This window comes from Tateyamaria omphalii, from assembly GCF_019802125.1.
Classification (GTDB): Bacteria; Pseudomonadota; Alphaproteobacteria; order Rhodobacterales; family Rhodobacteraceae; genus Tateyamaria; species Tateyamaria omphalii_B.
Genome location: NZ_JAHVHT010000004.1, coordinates 159,012 through 178,232, shown reverse-complemented (window position 1 = coordinate 178,232; position 19,221 = coordinate 159,012). Strand labels below are relative to the sequence as shown.

Genomic DNA, 19,221 nt, shown 5'->3' with positions numbered 1-19,221 from the left:
CCTCCGCCTTACGATTTAAGCCCCGTTCCCGGAGTGGCTGACTGTTTCGGCGCCGTTGTGCACCAGCCGAGTGGTCCAGGGGATCGGGTTGCGCAGGGCGAAATGGGCCATGCAGGCGCCTTCGGCTTCGGCCAGAAGCGCTTCGATCTTGTCCCGCGGTTCGGGGCTTTCGATCAACACATGGGTTTCGACCAGTTCGGTTTTACCATCCGTCGTGTGCCCGAAGTCGCGCATGTGGCCTAGGTTCGTGGCAAAGCGCACCCGTTGTTCCAACTTCAGCGACGTAATCTCGATCTTGCGGGCGGTGTAGATGTCGGTGAGGTGGGTCATCAGGCAGAACCCGATACCGGCGCAGAAATACGCCAGCGGCGGCGGCGCCTGATCCTCACCCACGGGCGGCTGTTCATCGCAATAGAGCGTCAGGGGCGAGAAGCCGGGAATGTTGACGGACACCGAGCCTGTCTTGTGCTGTTTGGTGCCCGCTTCGGCCACGAGATTGACCTCGAATTGCAGCGGGTCGGGGGCCTTGGCCCGTTTGAACGGGGCGGGGGTGAAGGCCGTTGGGGGCAGGGCATCTGCGGCGCGGGCGCCGACGCGGTAGCTCATCCCTTGTCACCGACGTTCTGGGCGAAGGCGTCCTTGAACTCGGCCTTTTGCGCATCTGATGCTTCGGTCTGGTAATTGGTTTTCCACTCGGCCATGGTCATGCCGTAAAACGTCTCGCGGGCGGCATCCTTGGACATCTCGATCCCCTTTTCTGCCGCCGCTTCCTGATACCAACGTGACAGGCAGTTTCGACAGAAACCCGTCAGGTTCATCATGTCGATGTTCTGGACGTCCGTGCGGTCCTCCATCAGGTGCTGGCGCAGGCGGCGGAAGGCGGCGGCTTCCAGTTCGATGCGGGTTTGGTCGTCCATATGTGTGGTCCTTTTTGTTGGGGTCGGACCGGGGCGCTGCCCCGGACCCCGTCGTATTTCGGGTCAGAAGAAACTCAGGCTAGAGATTGGCCTGCGTGCGTGCGGCTTCAAGGTGGTGCGCCAGGAGGGTGGCCCATCGGTGTTGACCTTCGGGCTGAGCGATCAGGTCCTGGCGGATTTCGAGGATGACATTAGGGCGGCCCGGGATGTGTGCGTGCTGGCTCATTGCGTCGCCGGGGAAGAAGCCGGCGTAGGGGGCGTTGTCACCCACCGGTGAAGTGAGCGCGCCGGACAGGCTGGCGATCAGCGGGTCGGCGATGCGTCGGTCGCGTGCGGAGAGCACGCCGATTTCCCACGGGCGGCGGGGGCGGCCCACCAGTTGCGGTGTGAAGCTGTGGACTGCCAAGAACGTGATGTCGCGCGTGTTTGCCGTGCGTGCGATGGCATCGTGATAAGGATCGTAGAGCAGGTCGATACGCCGCTGGCGTTCGGCGCCGGTCAGGGGGCGGTTGCCGGGGATTATTGTCCCGTCATAGAGCTGTGGCACCAGCGTTGGATCATCGGCACCCCGGTTTGGGTCGATCACCAGCCGTGAGAAATTGGCGCTGACCACCGGGGCATTCAGCGCCTCGCCCAAGGCGCGGGCGACGCCAAGGGCACCGATGTCGATGGCAATGTGGCGCTGCATCTCGACCTCTGGCAGCCCGAGCGTGCCGCCATTTACGTGGTGAGGCACCGTGTTCGTGGCGTGATCGCAGGTAATCACCCACGCGCCATTCCGCTCTGCGCCGTCCACGAAAAAGGCGTTATGTGTCATTTGCTCGTCACGCATTGTATTGCAGGTTTAGGTCAGTTGCCTCGGGATGTGAATTGGGCAATAAGAGCGCCGTTAGCGGTATCAGAAAAGGGCAAGACCATGCGACGCCTGCGCAACGTGAAGATCGTGGCCACTTTGGGCCCCGCCTCGGACACCTACGAAACCATCCGGGCGCTGCACGAGGCGGGCGCGGATGTGTTCCGCCTGAACATGTCGCATGGCAGCCACGAAGAGATCGCCGAGAAGCACGCGATCATCCGCAAGGTCGAGGAAGACACCGGGTCTGCCATCGCCATTCTCGCCGATCTGCAGGGGCCGAAGTTGCGTGTGGGTGTCTTTGCCGGCGACAGTGAGATGCTGGACGAGGGCGCGAAGTTCCGCCTCGACCTTGATGAGAAAGAGGGCGACAGCAGCCGTGTCTGCCTGCCGCACCCGGAGATTTTTCAGGCGCTGGAAGTGGGCAAGACCCTGCTGGTCAACGATGGCAAGATCCGCCTGAAGGTCGAAGCCTGTGGCCCTGACTTTGCCGATTGTGTTGTCATAGCCGGTGGCGTGATTTCCAACCGCAAGGGGGTCAACGTGCCCGACGTGGAGCTGCCTCTTGCCGCCCTATCCGAAAAGGACAAGGCGGATCTGAAGTTCGTGGCCGAGCTGGGCGTGGACTGGATTGCGCTCAGCTTCGTGCAGCGCGCCGCTGACGTGGAAGAAGCCAAGGCCATGATCAAGGGCCGTGCCGCCGTGCTGTCCAAGATCGAAAAGCCGAACGCCGTCGACCGTTTTGATCACATCCTGCAGGTCAGCGATGGCATCATGGTGGCCCGTGGCGATCTGGGTGTGGAACTGCCGGTGCAGAACGTGCCACCGATTCAAAAGCGCCTTGTCCGCAAGTGCCGCCATGTGGGCAAGCCCGTCATCGTGGCAACCCAGATGCTGGAGAGCATGATCGAAAGCCCGATGCCCACCCGGGCCGAGGTGAGCGACGTGGCTACTGCCATCTATGAAGGGGCTGATGCCGTGATGCTCAGCGCCGAGAGCGCCGCCGGGAGCTACCCGGTTGAGGCGGTCACGACAATGGACCGTGTTGCCGCCGAAGTGGAGCAGGACCCGACCTATACCCAGATCATCGAAGCAAGCCGCAGCGCCAACCGCGCCTCGATTGCGGATGGGATCGTCGCGGCGGCCCGAGAGATTGCCGAGACCACCGACATCAAGGCGATCTGCTGTTTCACCCAAAGCGGCACCACCGCCATGCTGGTTGCGCGTGAACGGCCCCGTGTGCCGATCCTGGCGCTCACGCCCCTGGCGCGCACCGCGCGACGCATGGCGCTCAGTTGGGGCTGCAACTGCTACATCACACCCACGATGGAGCGGTTCAAGGAAGCCGTCGTCGGCGCCGCCCGCGCCGCCCGCGATGGCGGATTTGCCGGCGCCGAGGATCAGATCGTCGTGACAGCCGGTGTGCCCTTCAACGTGACAGGCACCACCAACATCCTGCGTGTGGCCCCCTGTGATGAACGTTTGATTTACGCAACTGATCCGGAGTAGCGTGGCCTGACTTAAGGTAAGGTCACGAGATGAGCCCCGACTACTATCTCATTCTAGGCATTCTGATTGCCGGTTTCTCGATCCCGTCCGTTCTTTCCGCCATTTCGGACCGGCGGGCGCCGCGCGCATCTGCGATCACGATCCTGATTGCAGGTGGATTGATCCTGTTGGCTATTCAGACCCAACCGGGCGGCTACACGATCGAGGAGATACCCGACGTTTTTGTCCGGGTGATCGCCAGCTTCATCTGATCCGTTCATCGACTTGGGGCAGGGTGGAATCCCCCTTGCCTTGCCCGCCAACTGTTCGTATACGCCAGCTTCGTTCCGCGCGTCCGGCCCAAGTGGCATGCCGAGTCGCGCATCTACCGCACTCAAACGATGGAGACGGAAATGCCCAAGATGAAGACGAAGTCGAGCGCTAAGAAGCGCTTCAAGGTGACCGCCACCGGTAAGGTGATGGCAGGTCAGGCCGGCAAACGCCACGGCATGATCAAACGCACCCGCAAATTCATTCGTGACGCCCGCGGCACCACGACCCTGTCTGCCCCCGACGCGAAAATCGTCAAGGGCTACATGCCCTACGACCGCTAAGAAGAAGGAGCAGAAGCATGTCCCGCACCAAAGGTGGAACCGTCACCCACGCCCGTCACAAGAAGGTCATCAAGGCCGCCAAAGGTTACTATGGCCGCCGCAAGAGCACCTTCAAGGTTGCACGTCAGGCCGTCGACAAGGCCAACCAGTATGCGACCCGTGACCGTCACAACCGCAAGCGCAACTTCCGCGCCCTGTGGATCCAGCGTATCAACGCCGCCGTCCGCGCCCATGACGAAGCACTGACCTACAGCCGCTTCATCAACGGCCTGAACCTGGCCGGCATCGAAGTGGACCGCAAGGTTCTGGCCGATCTGGCCGTGAACGAGCCCGAGGCATTTGCCGCGATCGTGGACCAGGCCAAGGCGAAACTGAACGCCTGATACCTACCCCCGGTTGACGAAAAAGCCGCCCCGTACGGAGGCGGCTTTTTTATTGCGTTTTCGGGCCTTCCGTGGCCTTGATTTTGCTTGATCCAGTGGTACGGGCAGTTCACCATACTAGATATAGCTCTTAAGAGGTGACTCGATGAATCTGACTCGGCTGGTTTACTACTCGCAACGAAACCCATCGGAGAGCCTGGATTCTCAGGAGCTGATCGAGACCTGTCAGCGCAACAACAAGCGCATGAACCTGACAGGGATGCTGCACTACAACGGCGACCATTTCCTGCAAGTGATCGAAGGCGGGCGGGTCGAGGTCTCGGCCCTCTATCACCGCATCTCGCGGGATCCGCGCCACAGCAACATCATTCTGTTGTCCTGTACTGACGCACGCGAGCGTATCTTCCCGACATGGTCGATGGGGCTGCACCAGGGCATGGATGACAGGGCGCAAAGCATCTACCTGCGCTACTTCTCTACCGACGAGATCAACCCTGAAACGGTAAATGTCGACAGCCTGCTGGACGTGCTGCAGGACCTGTCGGTGGAACTGTCACCGCGGTTTTCGGTGGATCGGGCCTAAGCCGTCAGCGCCGGGATTTCCGGCGCTCGCGGACCAATGCGTTCTCGGCACTGCGTGCGCGGTCTTCGGCAACGCTTGCCCGCCGCCGCCACTTTGCAGTCTCGCCCGAAAGCATCGCGATATGAGCAGCACTCTCGTTGCGGTATTTCTGACGGGATAACAGATACCCGATCACCGCCGCCACGGCCATGAAGACAAGTGCGATGCCAAACTGAAGCGCAATGCCTGTCATCACCGTGTCCCCCCGTTCAAAACCCGCAATTCCACACGCCGGTTGATCCCGTCGTCGCCGTTGCTGCCCTGTTCAATGGGGGCGCGGGACCCGAAACCGACCGTTTCGAATTGACCGGTGTCGAGGCCGAGCGCCGACAACGCCTCGACCGTGTTTTCGGCGCGGGTCCAGCTGAGTTGCAGGTTGGCGAGGTCCGATCCCGAACTGTCGGAATGCCCAGCCACCAGAACGCGCGCCTCCGGGCACGCATTCACTTGTGTCCCGATGTGCCAAAGCTGATCGTAGCTGCCGGGCGGCACCAGCGCGCTACCCGCATCGAATTGCATCAATACACCGGAGACCTCGGCCGCGAGTGTCACGACGCAGTCCTTTTCGACCTCAATCGCAACCGATGTTTCAACCGGTTGCGGCGTGGTTTGCGGTTCCTGTTCCAAAGCCACAAGCCACGGCATTTCAACGACATCCTCTGCGGGCGACAGTGCCGCGTCCGTCACGGGGGTGCTTGCCAATTCTGTCGATGCCGGGATCACATCTGTGGTCGCCACATCAACTGCTACGTCCGGTACAATTGCTGCGGGCGTCACGGCTGGTGTTGGTTCTGTCTCGACCACGTCGCTCGCCGGAAGGTTCATGCTCAGCACGCCAACACCTGCGAGTACCATGATGCCAAGGCCACCCAGCACGGACAGCGCTGCGGTCGATCCGCCCTTTGTCTGTGTCAGCCGTTCGGCCCCGGCCAGCGTCAGACCAGCCGCTCGTAACGCGCGCATTTCGCGCTGCTTTGCCTTACCCCGCATGTCGTCTCCCCCAGGTGACGGTTACTTGTAAAAAGTGACGGACAGCCCCGCTTCATTGCGCTCGAAATGTACCTGCAGTCCGAGAAGCTGCGCCGTCTCACGGATCATCGCCTCATTCTCGGCCAGGTCGAGCTCGGTGCGACCGTCATCCAGTACCAGGGTCAACCCCAGTTCCCGAACGGTGTGTTGCAGCACCGACTTCAAACGATGCGAATACATGATGGGTTTCATTCGTCGCGACCGTCACTTCATACATACACGATTCTCAAACCATACCATATCCTGTGCAATACGCTATCGAATATCCTAAGTATTGAGGGGTTTCATAGATTTAGAAGCAATTCCCCTCTGGCGGGAATCTTGCTATTTTGGATTGTGACGCGCTTGGCCGCATTCTTTCACCTGCGCTCCCAACAATTGGCACAATCTCCTCGTCATAGTGGCCCAAGCCAGTCGACGCGATGCAAAGGACGTTCCCAGCTTGCCCCGGATCAGTGAACTTCACTACTCCAACGCATATGCACGGAATTCGGGTGTATCCGAATTCCTGGAAGTCGCGCTCGGCCAGTCAGACGATCCGGCTGACTTTGTCGTGGGGTTCTATCAGGCGGATGGCAGTCTGGGCATCGAAGTGCGTCTGGACGACCCCCGCGTCGTGCAATCTGTTGATCCCGACAATGGCGAGGTGATCTTTGTCCTGTCAGCGGACAACCTGCCAATCTTCCTGACCGACCCGGACGGAGGAGGCGCGACCAACTACGAAGCCTATGCCCTGACCAATACGGCGACAGGGGATGTTCTGGATTTCTACGATATTGGTGGAGGGACACAAAACATCACGGCCGCCAGCGGTGCGGCTGCCGGTGCTGTGTCCGAGAACCTGCCCGTTGTCGTTGGGCCCGAGGCCACCACGACGACCATCCAGTTCAACCAGCCCAATCCGGACCAGATCACCTATGAAGCGCTCGGCCCGGGTGACACGGGCATCGCGTGCTTTGTTGCGGGTACGATGGTCGACACGCCGGATGGCCCGCGCGATGTTGCGACGCTGGATGCCGGAGATCTGGTGCTGACGCTGGATCACGGGCCAATGCCTCTCGTCTGGACCGGACATCGTAAGGTGTCGGGCACGGGTCGATTTGCCCCGATCGAGTTTGCGCCGGGGGCTCTGGGCGCCACATCGACCTTGCGCGTGTCGCCACAGCACAGGGTGCTGATCCGTGGCTGGCAGGCTGAACTGTATTTCGGGGCAGACGAAATCCTGATCCCGGCCAAGGCCCTCGTGAACGGCAAGACCATGATCCAGCAGGATGTGGCGCAGGTCCACTACGTTCACCTTCTCTTTGCCACGCATCAGATCGTGTGCAGCAATGGGATGTGGAGTGAAAGCTATTTCCCGGCCTGTGCCGAAGCAGGGGGCTGGAACCACGACACGGAAGAGGAACTGACCGCGCTTTTCCCCGAATTGCGACAACCTGCGGCCCTTCTGACCGCGCGCCCGTCCTATCCCGTCCGCTTCGGACCCCTCCTGAACGTCGCCTGATCTTGCCATCCTGCCGCGTTGTGGTAGCAGGGCAGCGAATGAAGGAGCACGTCATGGACGATCTCAAATCCAAGTACCTGACCCAGATCGCCGACGCCGCTGACGAGGCGTCGCTCGAAGACATCCGCATTGCCGCCGTGGGCAAGAAGGGTGAGGTTGCGCTCAAGATGCGCGAACTGGGCAAGATGACCGCCGAAGAGCGGCAGGTGGCGGGCCCCGCCCTGAACGCGCTCAAGTCCGAGATCAACAGCGCGCTCGCCGCCAAGAAGGCCGCACTCGCAGATGCAGCACTTGATGAACGGCTGCGGTCCGAATGGCTGGACGTCACGCTGCCCACGCGAACCCAACGCCGTGGCACCATCCACCCGATCAGTCAGGTGACCGAAGAGGTCACGGCCATTTTCGCCGAGATGGGGTTTTCCGTCGCCGAAGGGCCGCGGATCGACACCGACTGGTACAACTTCGACGCCCTGAACATCCCCGGCCACCACCCCGCACGGGCCGAGATGGACACGTTCTACATGCACCGGGCCGAAGGCGACAATCGCCCGCCCCACGTGCTGCGCACCCACACCTCACCGGTGCAGATCCGGTCGATGGAGGCAACAGGCGCCCCCACCCGCATCATCTGCCCCGGCGGTGTGTATCGCGCCGACTACGACCAGACCCATACACCCATGTTCCACCAGGTCGAGGGCCTCGCCATCGACCGCGACATCTCGATGGCAAACCTGAAATGGGTGCTGGAAGAGTTCGTGAAGTCCTATTTCGAGGTGGACGGCGTTGACCTACGCTTCCGCGCCTCGCACTTCCCCTTCACCGAACCCTCGGCCGAGGTCGACATCCGCTGCTCCTGGGAAGGCGGCACGCTCAAAGTGGGCGAGGGCGACGACTGGCTCGAAATCCTCGGCTCCGGCATGGTGCACCCCAAGGTGCTCGAAGCGGGCGGGATTGATCCCACCGAATGGCAGGGCTTTGCCTTCGGCATGGGCATCGACCGTATCGCGATGTTGAAATACGGCGTCCCGGACCTGCGTGCGTTCTTCGACAGCGACCTGCGCTGGCTGCGACACTACGGCTTTGCCGCACTGGACGTGCCGACGCTGCATGGCGGGTTGAGCCGCTAGACCATAGGGTGCGCATTCATTGCGCACCTGCCCCGGCGCGCTATGTGACCGATCATGCGCAAATGGCTCGTCCTGACCCTCGTCACCCTGATCGTGATCGCCCACGTCTTCCTATGGCGTTCTGACATGCCCACGCACCTGAAGGTCACCTTCACCATCATCAACGCGACAGGCTGGACCATTGTGCTGGCCCCCATCCTGCTGATCGACCGCTGGCTGGAGGCGATCCAGCGGCGCAATGGCGACGACCACGACAATGTGACGTGACATGCGGCACTGGATGGGTAGCGTGCGTCGAATGATACGACCACTTGCGATTGCCGCGCTGTTGAGCGCACTGCCCACCCTATCCGCCGCCGAAACACAACGCGACACCTGCCATATCGACGTCCCCTGCGCGCTGGGCGATCGGTCTTACCATGTCAGAGAACCCGACGGCTGGGATGGCACCAGCCCGATGCCTGTTCTCATCCATTTCCACGGCTGGCAACGCACGGGCGCCTTGCCGGTTCAGCATCAGCGCATTTCCGACGCCACCCAAAGACGCGGGGTGCTGTTGATTGCGCCGAACGGCCTGCGCAAGACATGGAACATGTGGTCGGCAGAGACCGAGGATGTGCAATTCGCTGCGGACGTGCTGGCAGATGTCGCCGCGCGCTACCCAATCAACCCGGATGACATTTTTCTGTCGGGCTATTCCTACGGTTCCATCATGGCGTGGCGGGTGGCCTGCGACCGTGGCACGGACATGAACATCCGCGCGCTTCTGGGCATCTCCGGCACGATCAACCTGTCCGAAACTTGCGCGCAGGCCCCGCGTGAGGCACGGCATGTGCATGGGCTCAAGGACAATGTGCTCGACTATCCCTACGGTCCCGATGGCGACACGACGCACCCCGTGTCGCTCTGGCGCGACCGGCTGGACTGTTCCGACACTCAAACGGACGTTGGCGACTGGTCACAGGTCGATTTCCTGACCCTCACTCGCACCGAATGGCAGGACTGCGCGGGCGGCACCAAAGTCACGCTCGACACCCATCCGGGCGGGCATTTCATTCCCCATGGCTGGATCGCGCGGCAACTGGACGAGCTTCTGGGCCGCGAGCCGGTCTATCCCTGAATGGGCGGCGCTCCGGGCGTCTGCCATGCTTGCACCTTTGCCTGAACTTTGCCATTGCAGGCCCGGTACTGGAATGCAGGGGACTGCCCGATGAAATTCACGCTCAGCTGGCTCAAGCAGCACCTCGACACCACGGCTTCCGTGGACGAGATCACCTATGCGCTGACCGACCTTGGACTGGAAGTCGAAGGGGTCGAGGACCGCGGGGCGAAGCTGGCCGACTTTACCATCGGCAAGGTGCTGAGCGCCGAAAAGCACCCCGATGCCGACCGTCTGCGCGTCTGCCAGGTCGCCACGGACGAGGGCGAGAAACAGATCATCTGTGGTGCCCCCAACGCGCGCGAGGGGATTACGGTCGTCGTCGCCAAACCCGGCGTCTACGTCCCCGGCATCGACACCACCATCGGCGTGGGCAAGATCCGTGGGATCGAGAGCTTCGGCATGATGGCCTCCGAGCGCGAGATGGAGCTGTCGGACGAACATGACGGCATCATCGAGCTGCCCTCGGGAGAGGTCGGCGACCGTTTTGTCGACTGGCTGGCCGAAAACGACCCGGCCAAGGTCGACCCGGTGATCGAAATTGCCATCACCCCCAACCGCCCCGACGCGCTGGGCGTGCGCGGCATTGCCCGCGATCTGGCCGCACGCGGTCTGGGCACCATGCGCCCCAATCCTGTGCCCGAGGTCGAGGGCGCCTTTGTCTCGGACATCACGGTCAGCATCGATGACGACACGCTGGACGGCTGCCCCGCCTTCTTCGGCCGCCTGATCCGGGGTGTGCAGAACGGGCCCAGCCCGGCATGGCTGCAGGACCGCCTGCGTGCCATCGGCCTGCGCCCGATCTCCTTCCTCGTCGATGTGACCAACTACTTCACCTACGACCTGAACCGCCCCCTGCACGTCTTTGACGCGGACAAGGTGGCGGGCAACCTGCGTGTGCACCGCGCCAAGGGTGGTGAGGAAATCGCGGCGCTGGACGAGAAAACCTACACCTTCCAACCCGGCCAGATGATCATCTCGGACGACAACGGCCCCGAAAGCATTGCCGGTGTCATGGGTGGCGCCGAAACGGGCTGCACCGAAGAGACGGTGAATGTCTTTGTCGAAAGCGCCTATTGGGACCCAATCCAGATCGCCTATACCGGCCGCGCGCTCAAGATCAACTCGGACGCGCGCTACCGCTTCGAACGGGGGGTCGATCCGGCCTTCACCCCTGTGGGGCTCGACCATGCCTGCGCGATGATCCTTGAACATGCAGGCGGCACAGCCTCAAGCGTGGTCAGCGCGGGGGCTATCCCGGACACCAGCCGCGCCTACCGCCTGAACGCGGCACGGGTGCAAAGCCTTGTCGGCATGGAGATCCACGAAAGCGAACAGCGCCAGACGCTGACCGCGCTCGGCTTCAAACTTGAAGGCGACATGGCCCACGTGCCGAGCTGGCGCCCGGATGTCATGGGAGAGGCCGATCTGGTCGAGGAAGTGGCGCGTGTCGCCTCCTTGACCAAGCTGCAGGGCAAGCCCTTGCCCCGCCTGACGGATGGCGTGCCGAAACCGGTGATGACACCCATCCAGCGCCGCGAACAGATCGCGCGACGGACGGCGGCGGCGCTCGGCTACAACGAATGCGTGACCTACAGCTTCATCGACCAAGCATCGGCCAAGCTGTTCGGCGGCGGCGCCGATGCGACGATGCTGGAAAACCCGATCTCCAGCGACATGAGCCACATGCGCCCGGCGCTGTTGCCCGGTCTCTTGCAGGCCGCCGCTCGCAACCAGGCGCGCGGCTTTGCTGATCTGGCCCTGTTCGAGGTCGGCCCGGCCTTCCACGGTGGCGAGCCGGGAGAGCAGCACCTGTTGGTTTCCGGCCTGCTGGTCGGCCGCACCGGACCCAAGGACGTGCACAGCGCGTCGCGGCCCGTCGATGTCTACGACGTGAAGGCGGATGCCGAAGCGATCCTGTCCGCCATCGGCGCACCTGCCAAGGTGCAGATCATGCGCGGCGCGCAGAACTGGTGGCACCCTGGTCGGCACGGCAAGATCTGCCTTGGTCCAAAAAAGGTGCTGGGCGTCTTTGGTGAGCTGCACCCCCGCGTTCTTGAGGCAATGGATGTCAAAGGACCCGCCATGGCCTTCACCCTCTGGCCTACCGAGGTGCCAATGCCGCGCAAGGCCGGTGCCAACAAGGGCGCGCTGGACATCAGCGATTTGCAGGCAGTCGAGCGTGACTTTGCCTTTGTCGTCGATGCCGAGGTTGAGGCGCTGACGCTCGTCAACGCCGCGATGGGCGCCGACAAGGCGCTGATCGAAGATGTGCGCATCTTTGACGAGTTCATCGGCGGCTCCTTGGGCGAAGGCAAGAAATCCCTCGCCCTGACCGTGCGCTTGCAGCCCAAGGACGCGACGCTCAAAGACGCGGACATCGAAGCCGTCGCGCAAAAGGTGGTCGAGAAGGTCACCAAGGCCACGGGCGGCACATTGCGCGGCTAGTGTAGGGTGCGCATTCACTGCGCACCTTTACCGGCAAGTCAGCTCTCGACCAGCATGTCCGCAAGCAGGTCAAACACCAGCCTGATCCGCTTGCTGGTGTGCAGGTCGCGATGCGTGACCAACCAGACCGGGAAGGTCAGATCGGTCACGCCATCCAGCAGCCGCACGGCATCGTCAAACTGCGCCGCGATATGGTCGGACATCGGAAACAGGCCAAACCCCTTGCGCATCATCTCCCACGTGGTGATCCCGCTGGTCGATCCTGTCCGCAGGTTCTCCCGTGTGACCGGGATGCCCCGGTCGGCCATAGCGGCGATGAACCGATCATCGTCTGCCATGCTGATGAAGTCATGGTCTCTTAGCGCCTCAACGGTTGCAGGCATCCCACGCCGCGCCACGTAGTCCTTCGCGGCATAAAGATGCGCCGAGGCATCATTGATCTTGCGCGCGATCAGGTCGGGTTCGGTTGGGCGCACATGGCGGATGGCGATGTCTGCCTCGCGCTTCAGGATGTCACGGATGTCATTGGCCGCGATAACATCGACCCGCAAGCGCGGCGCGAGGCTGCGCAGTTTCAGCAGCGTGTCGGGCAGCACATAGGCGCTCATCATGTCGGATGCGGTGACGCGGATTGTCCCGTCCAAGCCTTGGGTCCGACCCTGTGCGATGACGCCGATCCGCTGGGCCGCGTCCCCCATCTTGCGCGCCTCGACCAGCAGGTCGCGCCCTGCATCCGTCAGGGTCAAGGATCGGGCCGTCCTTTCGAAAAGAACCAGCCGTAGCTCGTCCTCCAAGGCCGCCACCTGTCGCCCGACCGTGGGCTGGGTCAGCCCCAGATCCCGTGCGGCAGCAGAGAGCGATCCGCCCTCTGCAGTGGCAAGGAAGGCCTGTACATGTGTCCAATCAAAACCTTTTACCATGCAAATTTGTATATATGACCTGCAAATAAGGTCAATTTTCCACCGAAACCACCCGTCGTATATGCACCGGCGAAGGAGAAAGCAGATGCAGACCAAAGCACAATTCTGGGACCGGGTGGCGGTCAAATATGCGGCTCAGCCGATAAGCGACCCCGACGCCTATGCCCAGACACTCGACCGGGTGTCGTCATACCTGAAGCCAACCGACCGTGTTCTGGAACTCGGATGCGGCACCGGCAGCACGGCCCTGAAGCTCGCGGAACATGCGGGATCGATCCTGGCCACCGACTATTCCGGTGGCATGATCGCGCAGGCGACGGCGAAGATGGGAGTGGACAATGTCCGCTTCCTGCAGGCGGATGTGTTCGACCCGGCGCTGCAGGATGGCACGTTCGATGTGGTGATGGCCTTCAACTTGTTTCACCTTGTGCCCGATGTCGAAGCAACCATGGCGCGGGTGCATGACCTTCTGACCCCCGGCGGGCTGTTCATCAGCAAGTCGCCCTGCATCGGAGAGCGGTCGCTTGGGTTCAAATTCGGCCTGTTGAAACGCCTCATCCCGCTGATGCAACTGGTGGGCAAGGCGCCGTTTGTGCGGTTCGACAGCATTGCCGATGTGGATGCGCGGATCGCCCGTGCAGGCTTCGAAATCCTGGAGACGGGCAATTATCCCATCCGTCCGCCCAATCATTTCGTTGTGGCACGCCGGACCTGACCCTTGTTTTTGCGCGACGAAAGCGCAGGTTAGGCGGGACCAACCCGAGGGAGTGACGCGATGCTGAATGTGTATTTGTCCGGTGAAATCCACACCGATTGGCGGGAACAGATCATCGAGGGCGCGCAGGGCCTCGACGTGACCTTTTCCTCGCCCGTGACCGACCATGCGGCCAGCGACGATTGCGGCGTTGCGATCCTTGGGTCCGAAGAAAAGAAGTACTGGCACGACCACAAGGGCGCGATGGTGAACGCGATCCGCACGCGAAAGGGGATTGCCGATGCGGACGTGGTCGTGGTGCGCTTTGGCGAGCAGTACAAGCAGTGGAACGCGGCATTTGATGCGGGCTATGCCGCGGCGCTTGGCAAGTCGCTGATCATTCTGCACGGTCCCGATCACGCCCATGCGCTGAAAGAGGTGGACGCCGCCGCGCTGGCCGTGGCCGAAGAGCCGGGGCAGGTGGTGGACATCCTGCGCTATGTGCTGACCGGATCCTTGCCGGGATAGGTCGATCGCGTGGGACTGTTCCGGGCCCTTGGCCCGAAATGCGCCCACCCGCCGACCCAGGGTCACTCTTGTGGCGTGCCGGGCGCGCGCCTAGCCTCCCAAAAAGGGGAGGCGCACATGAAATTCGATTATGTCATTGTTGGCGGCGGCTCGGCGGGCTGCGTGATGGCCTCACGGCTGAGCGAAGATGCCGCCGTATCCGTTTGCCTGATCGAAGCGGGCGGCGGCGGTCGCGATATCTTTGTCCGCGCACCGGCGCTGGTGGCGGGCATGATTTCGGGCCGGCCCAAGATCAACAACTGGGCCTTTCATACCGAACCGCAGGCTGAACTGAACGGGCGGCGCGGGTTCCAGCCGCGCGGGCGCACGCTGGGGGGCTCCAGCGCGATCAACGCGATGCTCTATATTCGCGGGCATCGAAAGGACTATGACGAGTGGGCCGATCTGGGCGCGGATGGCTGGAACTGGGACAGTGTGCTGCCCTATTTCAAACTGTCCGAGTGCAATGCGCGCGGCAGCGATGATCTGCATGGCGCAGACGGCCCATTGCAGGTGGCCGAACAGTCCGAGCCGCGGGAGATCACCCATGCATTTGTCGAGGCAGCGACCGGGCAACAGATCCGCGCAACCGAGGATTTCAATGGTCCGCGGCAGGAGGGCGTTGGTCTATATCAAGTGACACAGCATCATACGGGTCCGGCCCGAGGTGAGCGCTGTTCGGCTGCGGCGGCCTACTTGCCCCCGGCGGTGCAGGCGCGCAGCAACCTGACCATCCTCACACGCGCCATGGCGCAGAAGGTCGAGATGGAGGGGACGCGCGCGGTTGGTGTGCGGATCAAGCATCAGGGCAAGGTCAAGCTGGTCGAGGCCGCGCGCGAGGTCATCCTGTCTGGCGGCGCATTCGGGTCTCCGCAGCTCTTGCTGTTGTCCGGCATCGGACCGCGAGACGAGCTGTCCCAGCATGGTATCGATGTGGTGCACGATCTGCCGGGTGTCGGGCAGAACTTGCAGGACCATCTGGATTACATCATCAGCTATCACTCCAAACGGGACGACGTTGTGGGGCTGAACCCCAAGGGCCTTGCGGCACTGGCGAAAGCAGGGCTGCAGTGGCGCAAGGATGGCACGGGGCTTTTTGCGTCGCCCTTCGCCGAAGCGGGCGCCTTCCTGCGCTCCGACCCGTCTGCCGACCGGCCGGATCTGCAACTGCATTTTGTCGTGGGCATCGTCGATCAGCACATGCGCAAGATCCACACGCGCTTCGGCTACTCCTGCCATGTCTGCGTGCTGCGCCCCTACAGCACGGGCCATGTGGGCTTGCAGTCCTCCGACCCGGCAGCACCACCGCGTATTGACCCCGGCTATCTGACGGACCGCCGCGATCTCGACCTGCTGATGAAAGGGGCGCGGCAGATGGAAGCGATCCTGACCGCACCGCCGCTCGACCCGTGGCGGGGCAAGCAGCTCTATGCCCATGAGGGCAGCGACGCGGCCCTTGAGGCGGACATTCGGGCGCGCGCTGACACGATCTATCACCCTGTAGGCACCTGCCGCATGGGGCAGGACGACCTGGCGGTGACGGATTCCACGGGTCGCGTGCATGGCACCGACGGCCTGCGGGTGGTGGATGCGTCGCTGATGCCGCGGCTTTTGGGTGGGAACACGAATGCCCCCACCATCATGATGGCCGAAAAGATCAGTGCGGGGATGCGCGTCGTCTGATCCCAAGGACGCCTGAGGCGACGCCATTGTTTGATTGGGGCTCTGCCCCAAACCCCGAAGTATTTTCAGCCAGAAGAAAGGCTTAGGGACGGGGTGGGATGTTCTTGGCTTTGTCCACGGCCGGGCGGGCGTAGAAGCGGTCGACATAGGCGATCAGGTTCTGGTGAGTGTCCCAGCCGACCATGTCCTTGGCCTCGTAGAAGTTCAGGGCGTTCAGCCATGGCGCGATGGCGATATCGGCGATCGAGAATTGGCCCGTGATCCAGTCCTTGCCCTCCAGTTCCTTTTCCAGCACGGCGAGCAGGCGCTTGCCTTCGTCCAAATACCTTTGCTGCGGGCGTTTGTCCTCCCACTGGCTGCCGGCGAACTTCACGAAGAAGCCCAGTTGCCCCAGCATGGGGCCTAGGCCCCCCATCTGGAACATTAGCCATTGGATCACCTTCGCCTTGTCCGTTGCCGTGTCGCCCAACAACTTGCCGGACTTTTCGGCGAGGTAAATCAGGATCGCGCCACTTTCGAACAGGCCGACGGGCGTGCCGTCGGGGCCGTTCGGATCGATGATGGCGGGGATCTTGTTGTTGGGGTTCAGCGACAGAAATTCGGGGCTTTTGACATCGGCATCTGCCAGTGTGACCAGATGCGCCTCGTAAGGGATCTGCATCTCTTCCAGTGCGATGGATACTTTCACACCGTTGGGCGTCGGAAAGGAAAAGAGTTGCAGAACCGACGGGTCCTTGGGGGTCCATTTCTGCGTGATCGGAAAGGCGCTGAGGTCAGCCATGGGTCGTCTCCTTTAGGCAATGGGTCGCACATAGGGGAAATTCCCCGTCAAAATAGTCCTTGCTCTGTGAGCAGATGTGTTAACCAATGTTTACGCACGCACCAAAAACAACATAACGCGTGCAGAAGCCAACAAGGGACTAAATATGCTAAACGAGTTCAAGGATTTCATTGCCAAGGGCAATGTCATGGATATGGCCGTCGGGATCATCATCGGCGCGGCCTTTACCGCGATCGTGACATCGCTGGTCGGTGACCTGATCAATCCGATCATCGGTCTGTTCACCGGTGGCCTGGATTTCACCAACAACTACGCCGTTCTGGCCGGGGACGTGGCCGCGGGTGCCTCGCTTGAAGCCGCGCGCGAGGCCGGGGCGGCCGTGTTTGCCTACGGCGCTTTCCTGATGGCCGTCATCAACTTCCTGATCATCGCCTTCGTGGTGTTCATGCTTGTGCGCTATGTGAACAAGGTCAAAGCCATGGCTGAGAAGCCGGAAGAGGTTGCGCCCGAGGTCGAAAGCGGCCCGAGCGAGTTGGACATCCTGATCGAGATCCGCGACCAGCTCGCCAGGCAGGCGTAAGCCGACCCCGTGAAAACACCGCCGCCCACACGCCATGGGCGGCGGTTTTGCTTTCACTGTTTCAGGGCCAAGCCCGGCGCGATCACGTCGATCCCCAGCGCCTTGCCCACGGCAAAATATGTCAGCTTGCCGGCATGGACGTTCAGACCCGCCAACAGGTGTGGATCGTCGGCGCAGGCCTCTCGCCACCCCTTGTCGGCCAACGCCAGCATGAACGGCATCGTCGCATTGCCAAGCGCGATGGTCGACGTGCGCGCCACGGCGCCCGGCATGTTGGCCACGCAATAGTGCATGATGCCATCAACCTCGTAGATCGGGTCGTCGTGCGTTGTGGCGCGGGATGTCTCAAAGCATCCGCCTTGATCGATGGCCACATCCACAATGGCTGCGCCGGGCTTCATCGTCGACAGTTGCGCGCGGGTCACCAGCTTGGGCGCCGCCGCGCCTGGGATCAGCACCGCGCCCACCACCATATCAGCCGCGGCCACCAGTTCGGCGGTGTTGCCTGCACTTGCAAAGCTGGTCTTGAACAGGCCGGAAAACACATCGTCCAGATAACGCATCCGGGGCAGGGACCGGTCGAGGACGGTCACATCCGCGCCCATGCCAGCGGCCACACGTGCCGCATGGGTGCCCACAACGCCGCCGCCAATGACAACCACGCGGGCAGGGCCCACACCCGGCACACCGCCCATCAAAACACCGCGCCCGCCATTGGCCTTTTGCAGCGTCCATGCACCCACCTGCGGGGCCAGGCGGCCCGCCACTTCAGACATCGGCGCAAGCAGGGGCAAACCACCCGACGCATCTGTCACCGTTTCATAGGCGATGGCCGTGCAGCCAGAGGCGAGTAGGTCATGGGTCTGCTCAGGGTCCGGCGCGAGATGCAGATAGGTGAACAGCAACTGGCCCTCGCGCAGCATCTTGCGCTCCACCGCCTGCGGCTCCTTCACCTTCACGATCATGTCGGCGGTGGCAAAGACCTCTTCGGCGGTGTCCAGAATGCGCGCGCCCGCAGTAACATAGTCCGCATCCTCGAACCCGGCACCGCGCCCGGCATCCGATTGCACGCTAACGGTATGGCCATGGGCCACCGCCTCGCGCGCGGCATTTGGTGTCAAACCGACCCGAAACTCCTGCGCCTTGATTTCCGTGGGGCATCCGATGTGCATGGCGTCCTCCTCATCTACTGTCCCAATCGTGGCGCAATTCGCTTGCAATTGGACACCATAAATGGATCGTGTTGGCGCATATACATCGAAGAAACGTGCGTCATAAAACGCATTTGTCGAAGGACCCTGCACACATGTCCCTGGATACAACAGATCGGCGCATCCTGTCCGCGCTGCAAAAACAGGGGCGGATGTCGAACTCGGACCTGAGCGAAAAGGTCCACCTGTCCCCTTCGGCTTGCCATCGCCGCGTCCAGCGGCTGGAACAGGCGGGCTACATTCGCGACTATGTCGCGCTTCTGGATGCACGCAAGATGGGCGTGCCCACCACAGTCTTTGTCGAGATTACCTTACAAGGCCAGGCGGACGAAGTACTCGATGCTTTTGAAAAGGCGGTGGCACGCATTCCCGATGTGCTCGAATGCCACCTGATGGCAGGCACGGCAGACTACATACTCAAAGTCGTCGCCGAAGATACCGAGGATTTCGCTCGCATCCACCGCCAGTACCTCGCCCGTCTGCCGGGCGTGGCACAGATGCAGTCGAGCTTTGCCCTCAGAACCGTGTTCAAGACCACGGCGCTGCCCGTTTGACCTGCGTCGCATCGTTACGCATTTGTAATCCAATCGTCACACAGCGGTGATGTTCGTGAAGCACCCACACGCGGGGCGTGATCGCCA

Annotated in this window: 24 protein-coding genes; 15 read left to right on the top strand and 9 right to left on the bottom strand. The window is 62.1% G+C overall.

The genetic code is table 11. The annotated features are described in order from the left end of the window. Positions 1 to 15 precede the first annotated feature (15 nt). The 3 genes from KUV51_RS16830 to KUV51_RS16820 all read right to left on the bottom strand — a co-directional run bounded on the left by KUV51_RS16830 (position 16) and on the right by KUV51_RS16820 (position 1,749). A complete protein-coding gene (locus tag KUV51_RS16830) occupies positions 16 to 606 on the bottom strand; it encodes an OsmC family protein (RefSeq protein WP_222522606.1) in 591 nt (196 codons plus the stop codon). Beyond that, positions 603 to 917 carry a DUF1244 domain-containing protein gene (locus KUV51_RS16825; protein ID WP_222522605.1) on the bottom strand — a complete coding sequence of 105 codons (315 nt, stop codon included), beginning with the start codon at positions 915 to 917 and terminating at the stop codon, positions 603 to 605. The genes KUV51_RS16830 and KUV51_RS16825 overlap by 4 nt, the downstream gene beginning before the upstream one ends. Positions 918 to 996: 79 nt before the next feature. Further along, positions 997 to 1,749, bottom strand: a complete 753-nt coding sequence (locus KUV51_RS16820; RefSeq protein ID WP_315898842.1) for an N-formylglutamate amidohydrolase — start codon at positions 1,747 to 1,749, stop codon at positions 997 to 999. Positions 1,750 to 1,833: 84 nt separating this feature from the next. On the opposite strand from KUV51_RS16820, the gene pyk reads away from it, so the two are divergent. The 5 genes from pyk (at position 1,834) to KUV51_RS16795 (ending at position 4,838) form a co-directional block, all read left to right on the top strand. Continuing rightward, positions 1,834 to 3,279 carry a pyruvate kinase gene (gene pyk / locus KUV51_RS16815; protein ID WP_222522604.1) on the top strand — a complete coding sequence of 482 codons (1,446 nt, stop codon included), beginning with the start codon at positions 1,834 to 1,836 and terminating at the stop codon, positions 3,277 to 3,279. Positions 3,280 to 3,308: 29 nt separating this feature from the next. After that, positions 3,309 to 3,530, top strand: a complete 222-nt coding sequence (locus KUV51_RS16810; RefSeq protein ID WP_222522603.1) for a hypothetical protein — start codon at positions 3,309 to 3,311, stop codon at positions 3,528 to 3,530. Positions 3,531 to 3,671: 141 nt separating this feature from the next. Next, complete coding sequence (gene rpmI, locus KUV51_RS16805; RefSeq protein WP_039682336.1) at positions 3,672 to 3,872, top strand: 50S ribosomal protein L35; 201 nt, start codon at positions 3,672 to 3,674, stop codon at positions 3,870 to 3,872. Between the two features lie 17 nt (positions 3,873 to 3,889). Next, entirely contained in the window at positions 3,890 to 4,255 is a 366-nt protein-coding gene (gene rplT / locus KUV51_RS16800; RefSeq protein ID WP_039681970.1) for a 50S ribosomal protein L20, read from the top strand. 145 nt (positions 4,256 to 4,400) lie between these two features. Then, on the top strand, positions 4,401 to 4,838 hold the full coding sequence (locus tag KUV51_RS16795; protein ID WP_222522602.1) for a BLUF domain-containing protein: 438 nt from the start codon (positions 4,401 to 4,403) through the stop codon (positions 4,836 to 4,838). A 4-nt stretch (positions 4,839 to 4,842) separates the two neighbouring features. Here the strand turns inward: KUV51_RS16795 and KUV51_RS16790 are convergent, their stop codons facing one another. From KUV51_RS16790 to KUV51_RS16780, 3 genes are read right to left on the bottom strand one after another with little or no spacing between them, the layout of a single operon-like run. After that, positions 4,843 to 5,070 (bottom strand): hypothetical protein, encoded by a 228-nt coding sequence (locus KUV51_RS16790; RefSeq protein ID WP_222522601.1) that lies wholly within the window; start codon positions 5,068 to 5,070, stop codon positions 4,843 to 4,845. After that, positions 5,070 to 5,867 carry an OmpA family protein gene (locus KUV51_RS16785; RefSeq protein WP_222522600.1) on the bottom strand — a complete coding sequence of 266 codons (798 nt, stop codon included), beginning with the start codon at positions 5,865 to 5,867 and terminating at the stop codon, positions 5,070 to 5,072. Before KUV51_RS16785 ends, KUV51_RS16790 begins: the two co-directional genes overlap by 1 nt. Before the next feature lie 21 nt (positions 5,868 to 5,888). Then, a complete protein-coding gene (locus KUV51_RS16780; RefSeq protein WP_152612881.1) occupies positions 5,889 to 6,098 on the bottom strand; it encodes a hypothetical protein in 210 nt (69 codons plus the stop codon). A gap of 250 nt (positions 6,099 to 6,348) precedes the next feature. On the opposite strand from KUV51_RS16780, the gene KUV51_RS16775 reads away from it, so the two are divergent. The 5 genes from KUV51_RS16775 (at position 6,349) to pheT (ending at position 12,144) form a co-directional block, all read left to right on the top strand. Continuing rightward, positions 6,349 to 7,410 (top strand): Hint domain-containing protein, encoded by a 1,062-nt coding sequence (locus KUV51_RS16775; RefSeq protein WP_222522599.1) that lies wholly within the window; start codon positions 6,349 to 6,351, stop codon positions 7,408 to 7,410. 53 nt (positions 7,411 to 7,463) lie between these two features. Further along, complete coding sequence (pheS, locus tag KUV51_RS16770) at positions 7,464 to 8,537, top strand: phenylalanine--tRNA ligase subunit alpha (RefSeq protein ID WP_222522598.1); 1,074 nt, start codon at positions 7,464 to 7,466, stop codon at positions 8,535 to 8,537. Positions 8,538 to 8,591: 54 nt separating this feature from the next. Continuing rightward, positions 8,592 to 8,804, top strand: coding sequence for a phenylalanyl-tRNA synthetase subunit beta (locus KUV51_RS16765; RefSeq protein ID WP_222522597.1), 213 nt, complete (start codon positions 8,592 to 8,594; stop codon positions 8,802 to 8,804). Positions 8,805 to 8,835: 31 nt separating this feature from the next. Next, positions 8,836 to 9,657, top strand: a complete 822-nt coding sequence (locus tag KUV51_RS16760) for an alpha/beta hydrolase family esterase (protein WP_222522596.1) — start codon at positions 8,836 to 8,838, stop codon at positions 9,655 to 9,657. A gap of 90 nt (positions 9,658 to 9,747) precedes the next feature. After that, entirely contained in the window at positions 9,748 to 12,144 is a 2,397-nt protein-coding gene (pheT, locus tag KUV51_RS16755) for a phenylalanine--tRNA ligase subunit beta (protein WP_222522595.1), read from the top strand. Between the two features lie 38 nt (positions 12,145 to 12,182). Here the strand turns inward: pheT and KUV51_RS16750 are convergent, their stop codons facing one another. Continuing rightward, positions 12,183 to 13,064: a LysR family transcriptional regulator gene (locus tag KUV51_RS16750; RefSeq protein WP_222522594.1), complete on the bottom strand. Its 882-nt coding sequence runs from the start codon at positions 13,062 to 13,064 to the stop codon at positions 12,183 to 12,185. Between the two features lie 85 nt (positions 13,065 to 13,149). Between KUV51_RS16750 and KUV51_RS16745 the strand changes: the two genes are divergently transcribed. The 3 genes from KUV51_RS16745 (at position 13,150) to KUV51_RS16735 (ending at position 16,008) form a co-directional block, all read left to right on the top strand. Then, positions 13,150 to 13,779 (top strand): class I SAM-dependent methyltransferase, encoded by a 630-nt coding sequence (locus tag KUV51_RS16745; RefSeq protein ID WP_222522593.1) that lies wholly within the window; start codon positions 13,150 to 13,152, stop codon positions 13,777 to 13,779. Between the two features lie 60 nt (positions 13,780 to 13,839). Continuing rightward, positions 13,840 to 14,286, top strand: a complete 447-nt coding sequence (locus KUV51_RS16740) for a YtoQ family protein (protein ID WP_222522592.1) — start codon at positions 13,840 to 13,842, stop codon at positions 14,284 to 14,286. A 117-nt stretch (positions 14,287 to 14,403) separates the two neighbouring features. Further along, positions 14,404 to 16,008, top strand: coding sequence for a GMC family oxidoreductase (locus KUV51_RS16735; protein WP_222522591.1), 1,605 nt, complete (start codon positions 14,404 to 14,406; stop codon positions 16,006 to 16,008). A gap of 82 nt (positions 16,009 to 16,090) precedes the next feature. Here the strand turns inward: KUV51_RS16735 and KUV51_RS16730 are convergent, their stop codons facing one another. After that, entirely contained in the window at positions 16,091 to 16,789 is a 699-nt protein-coding gene (locus KUV51_RS16730; protein ID WP_222522590.1) for a glutathione S-transferase family protein, read from the bottom strand. Positions 16,790 to 16,934: 145 nt separating this feature from the next. On the opposite strand from KUV51_RS16730, the gene mscL reads away from it, so the two are divergent. Next, positions 16,935 to 17,369: a large conductance mechanosensitive channel protein MscL gene (gene mscL, locus KUV51_RS16725; protein WP_222522589.1), complete on the top strand. Its 435-nt coding sequence runs from the start codon at positions 16,935 to 16,937 to the stop codon at positions 17,367 to 17,369. A gap of 53 nt (positions 17,370 to 17,422) precedes the next feature. Here the strand turns inward: mscL and ald are convergent, their stop codons facing one another. Next, entirely contained in the window at positions 17,423 to 18,541 is a 1,119-nt protein-coding gene (gene ald, locus KUV51_RS16720; protein ID WP_222522588.1) for an alanine dehydrogenase, read from the bottom strand. Positions 18,542 to 18,675: 134 nt separating this feature from the next. Between ald and KUV51_RS16715 the strand changes: the two genes are divergently transcribed. Beyond that, positions 18,676 to 19,134 carry an Lrp/AsnC family transcriptional regulator gene (locus KUV51_RS16715; RefSeq protein ID WP_222522587.1) on the top strand — a complete coding sequence of 153 codons (459 nt, stop codon included), beginning with the start codon at positions 18,676 to 18,678 and terminating at the stop codon, positions 19,132 to 19,134. Positions 19,135 to 19,221 lie beyond the last annotated feature (87 nt).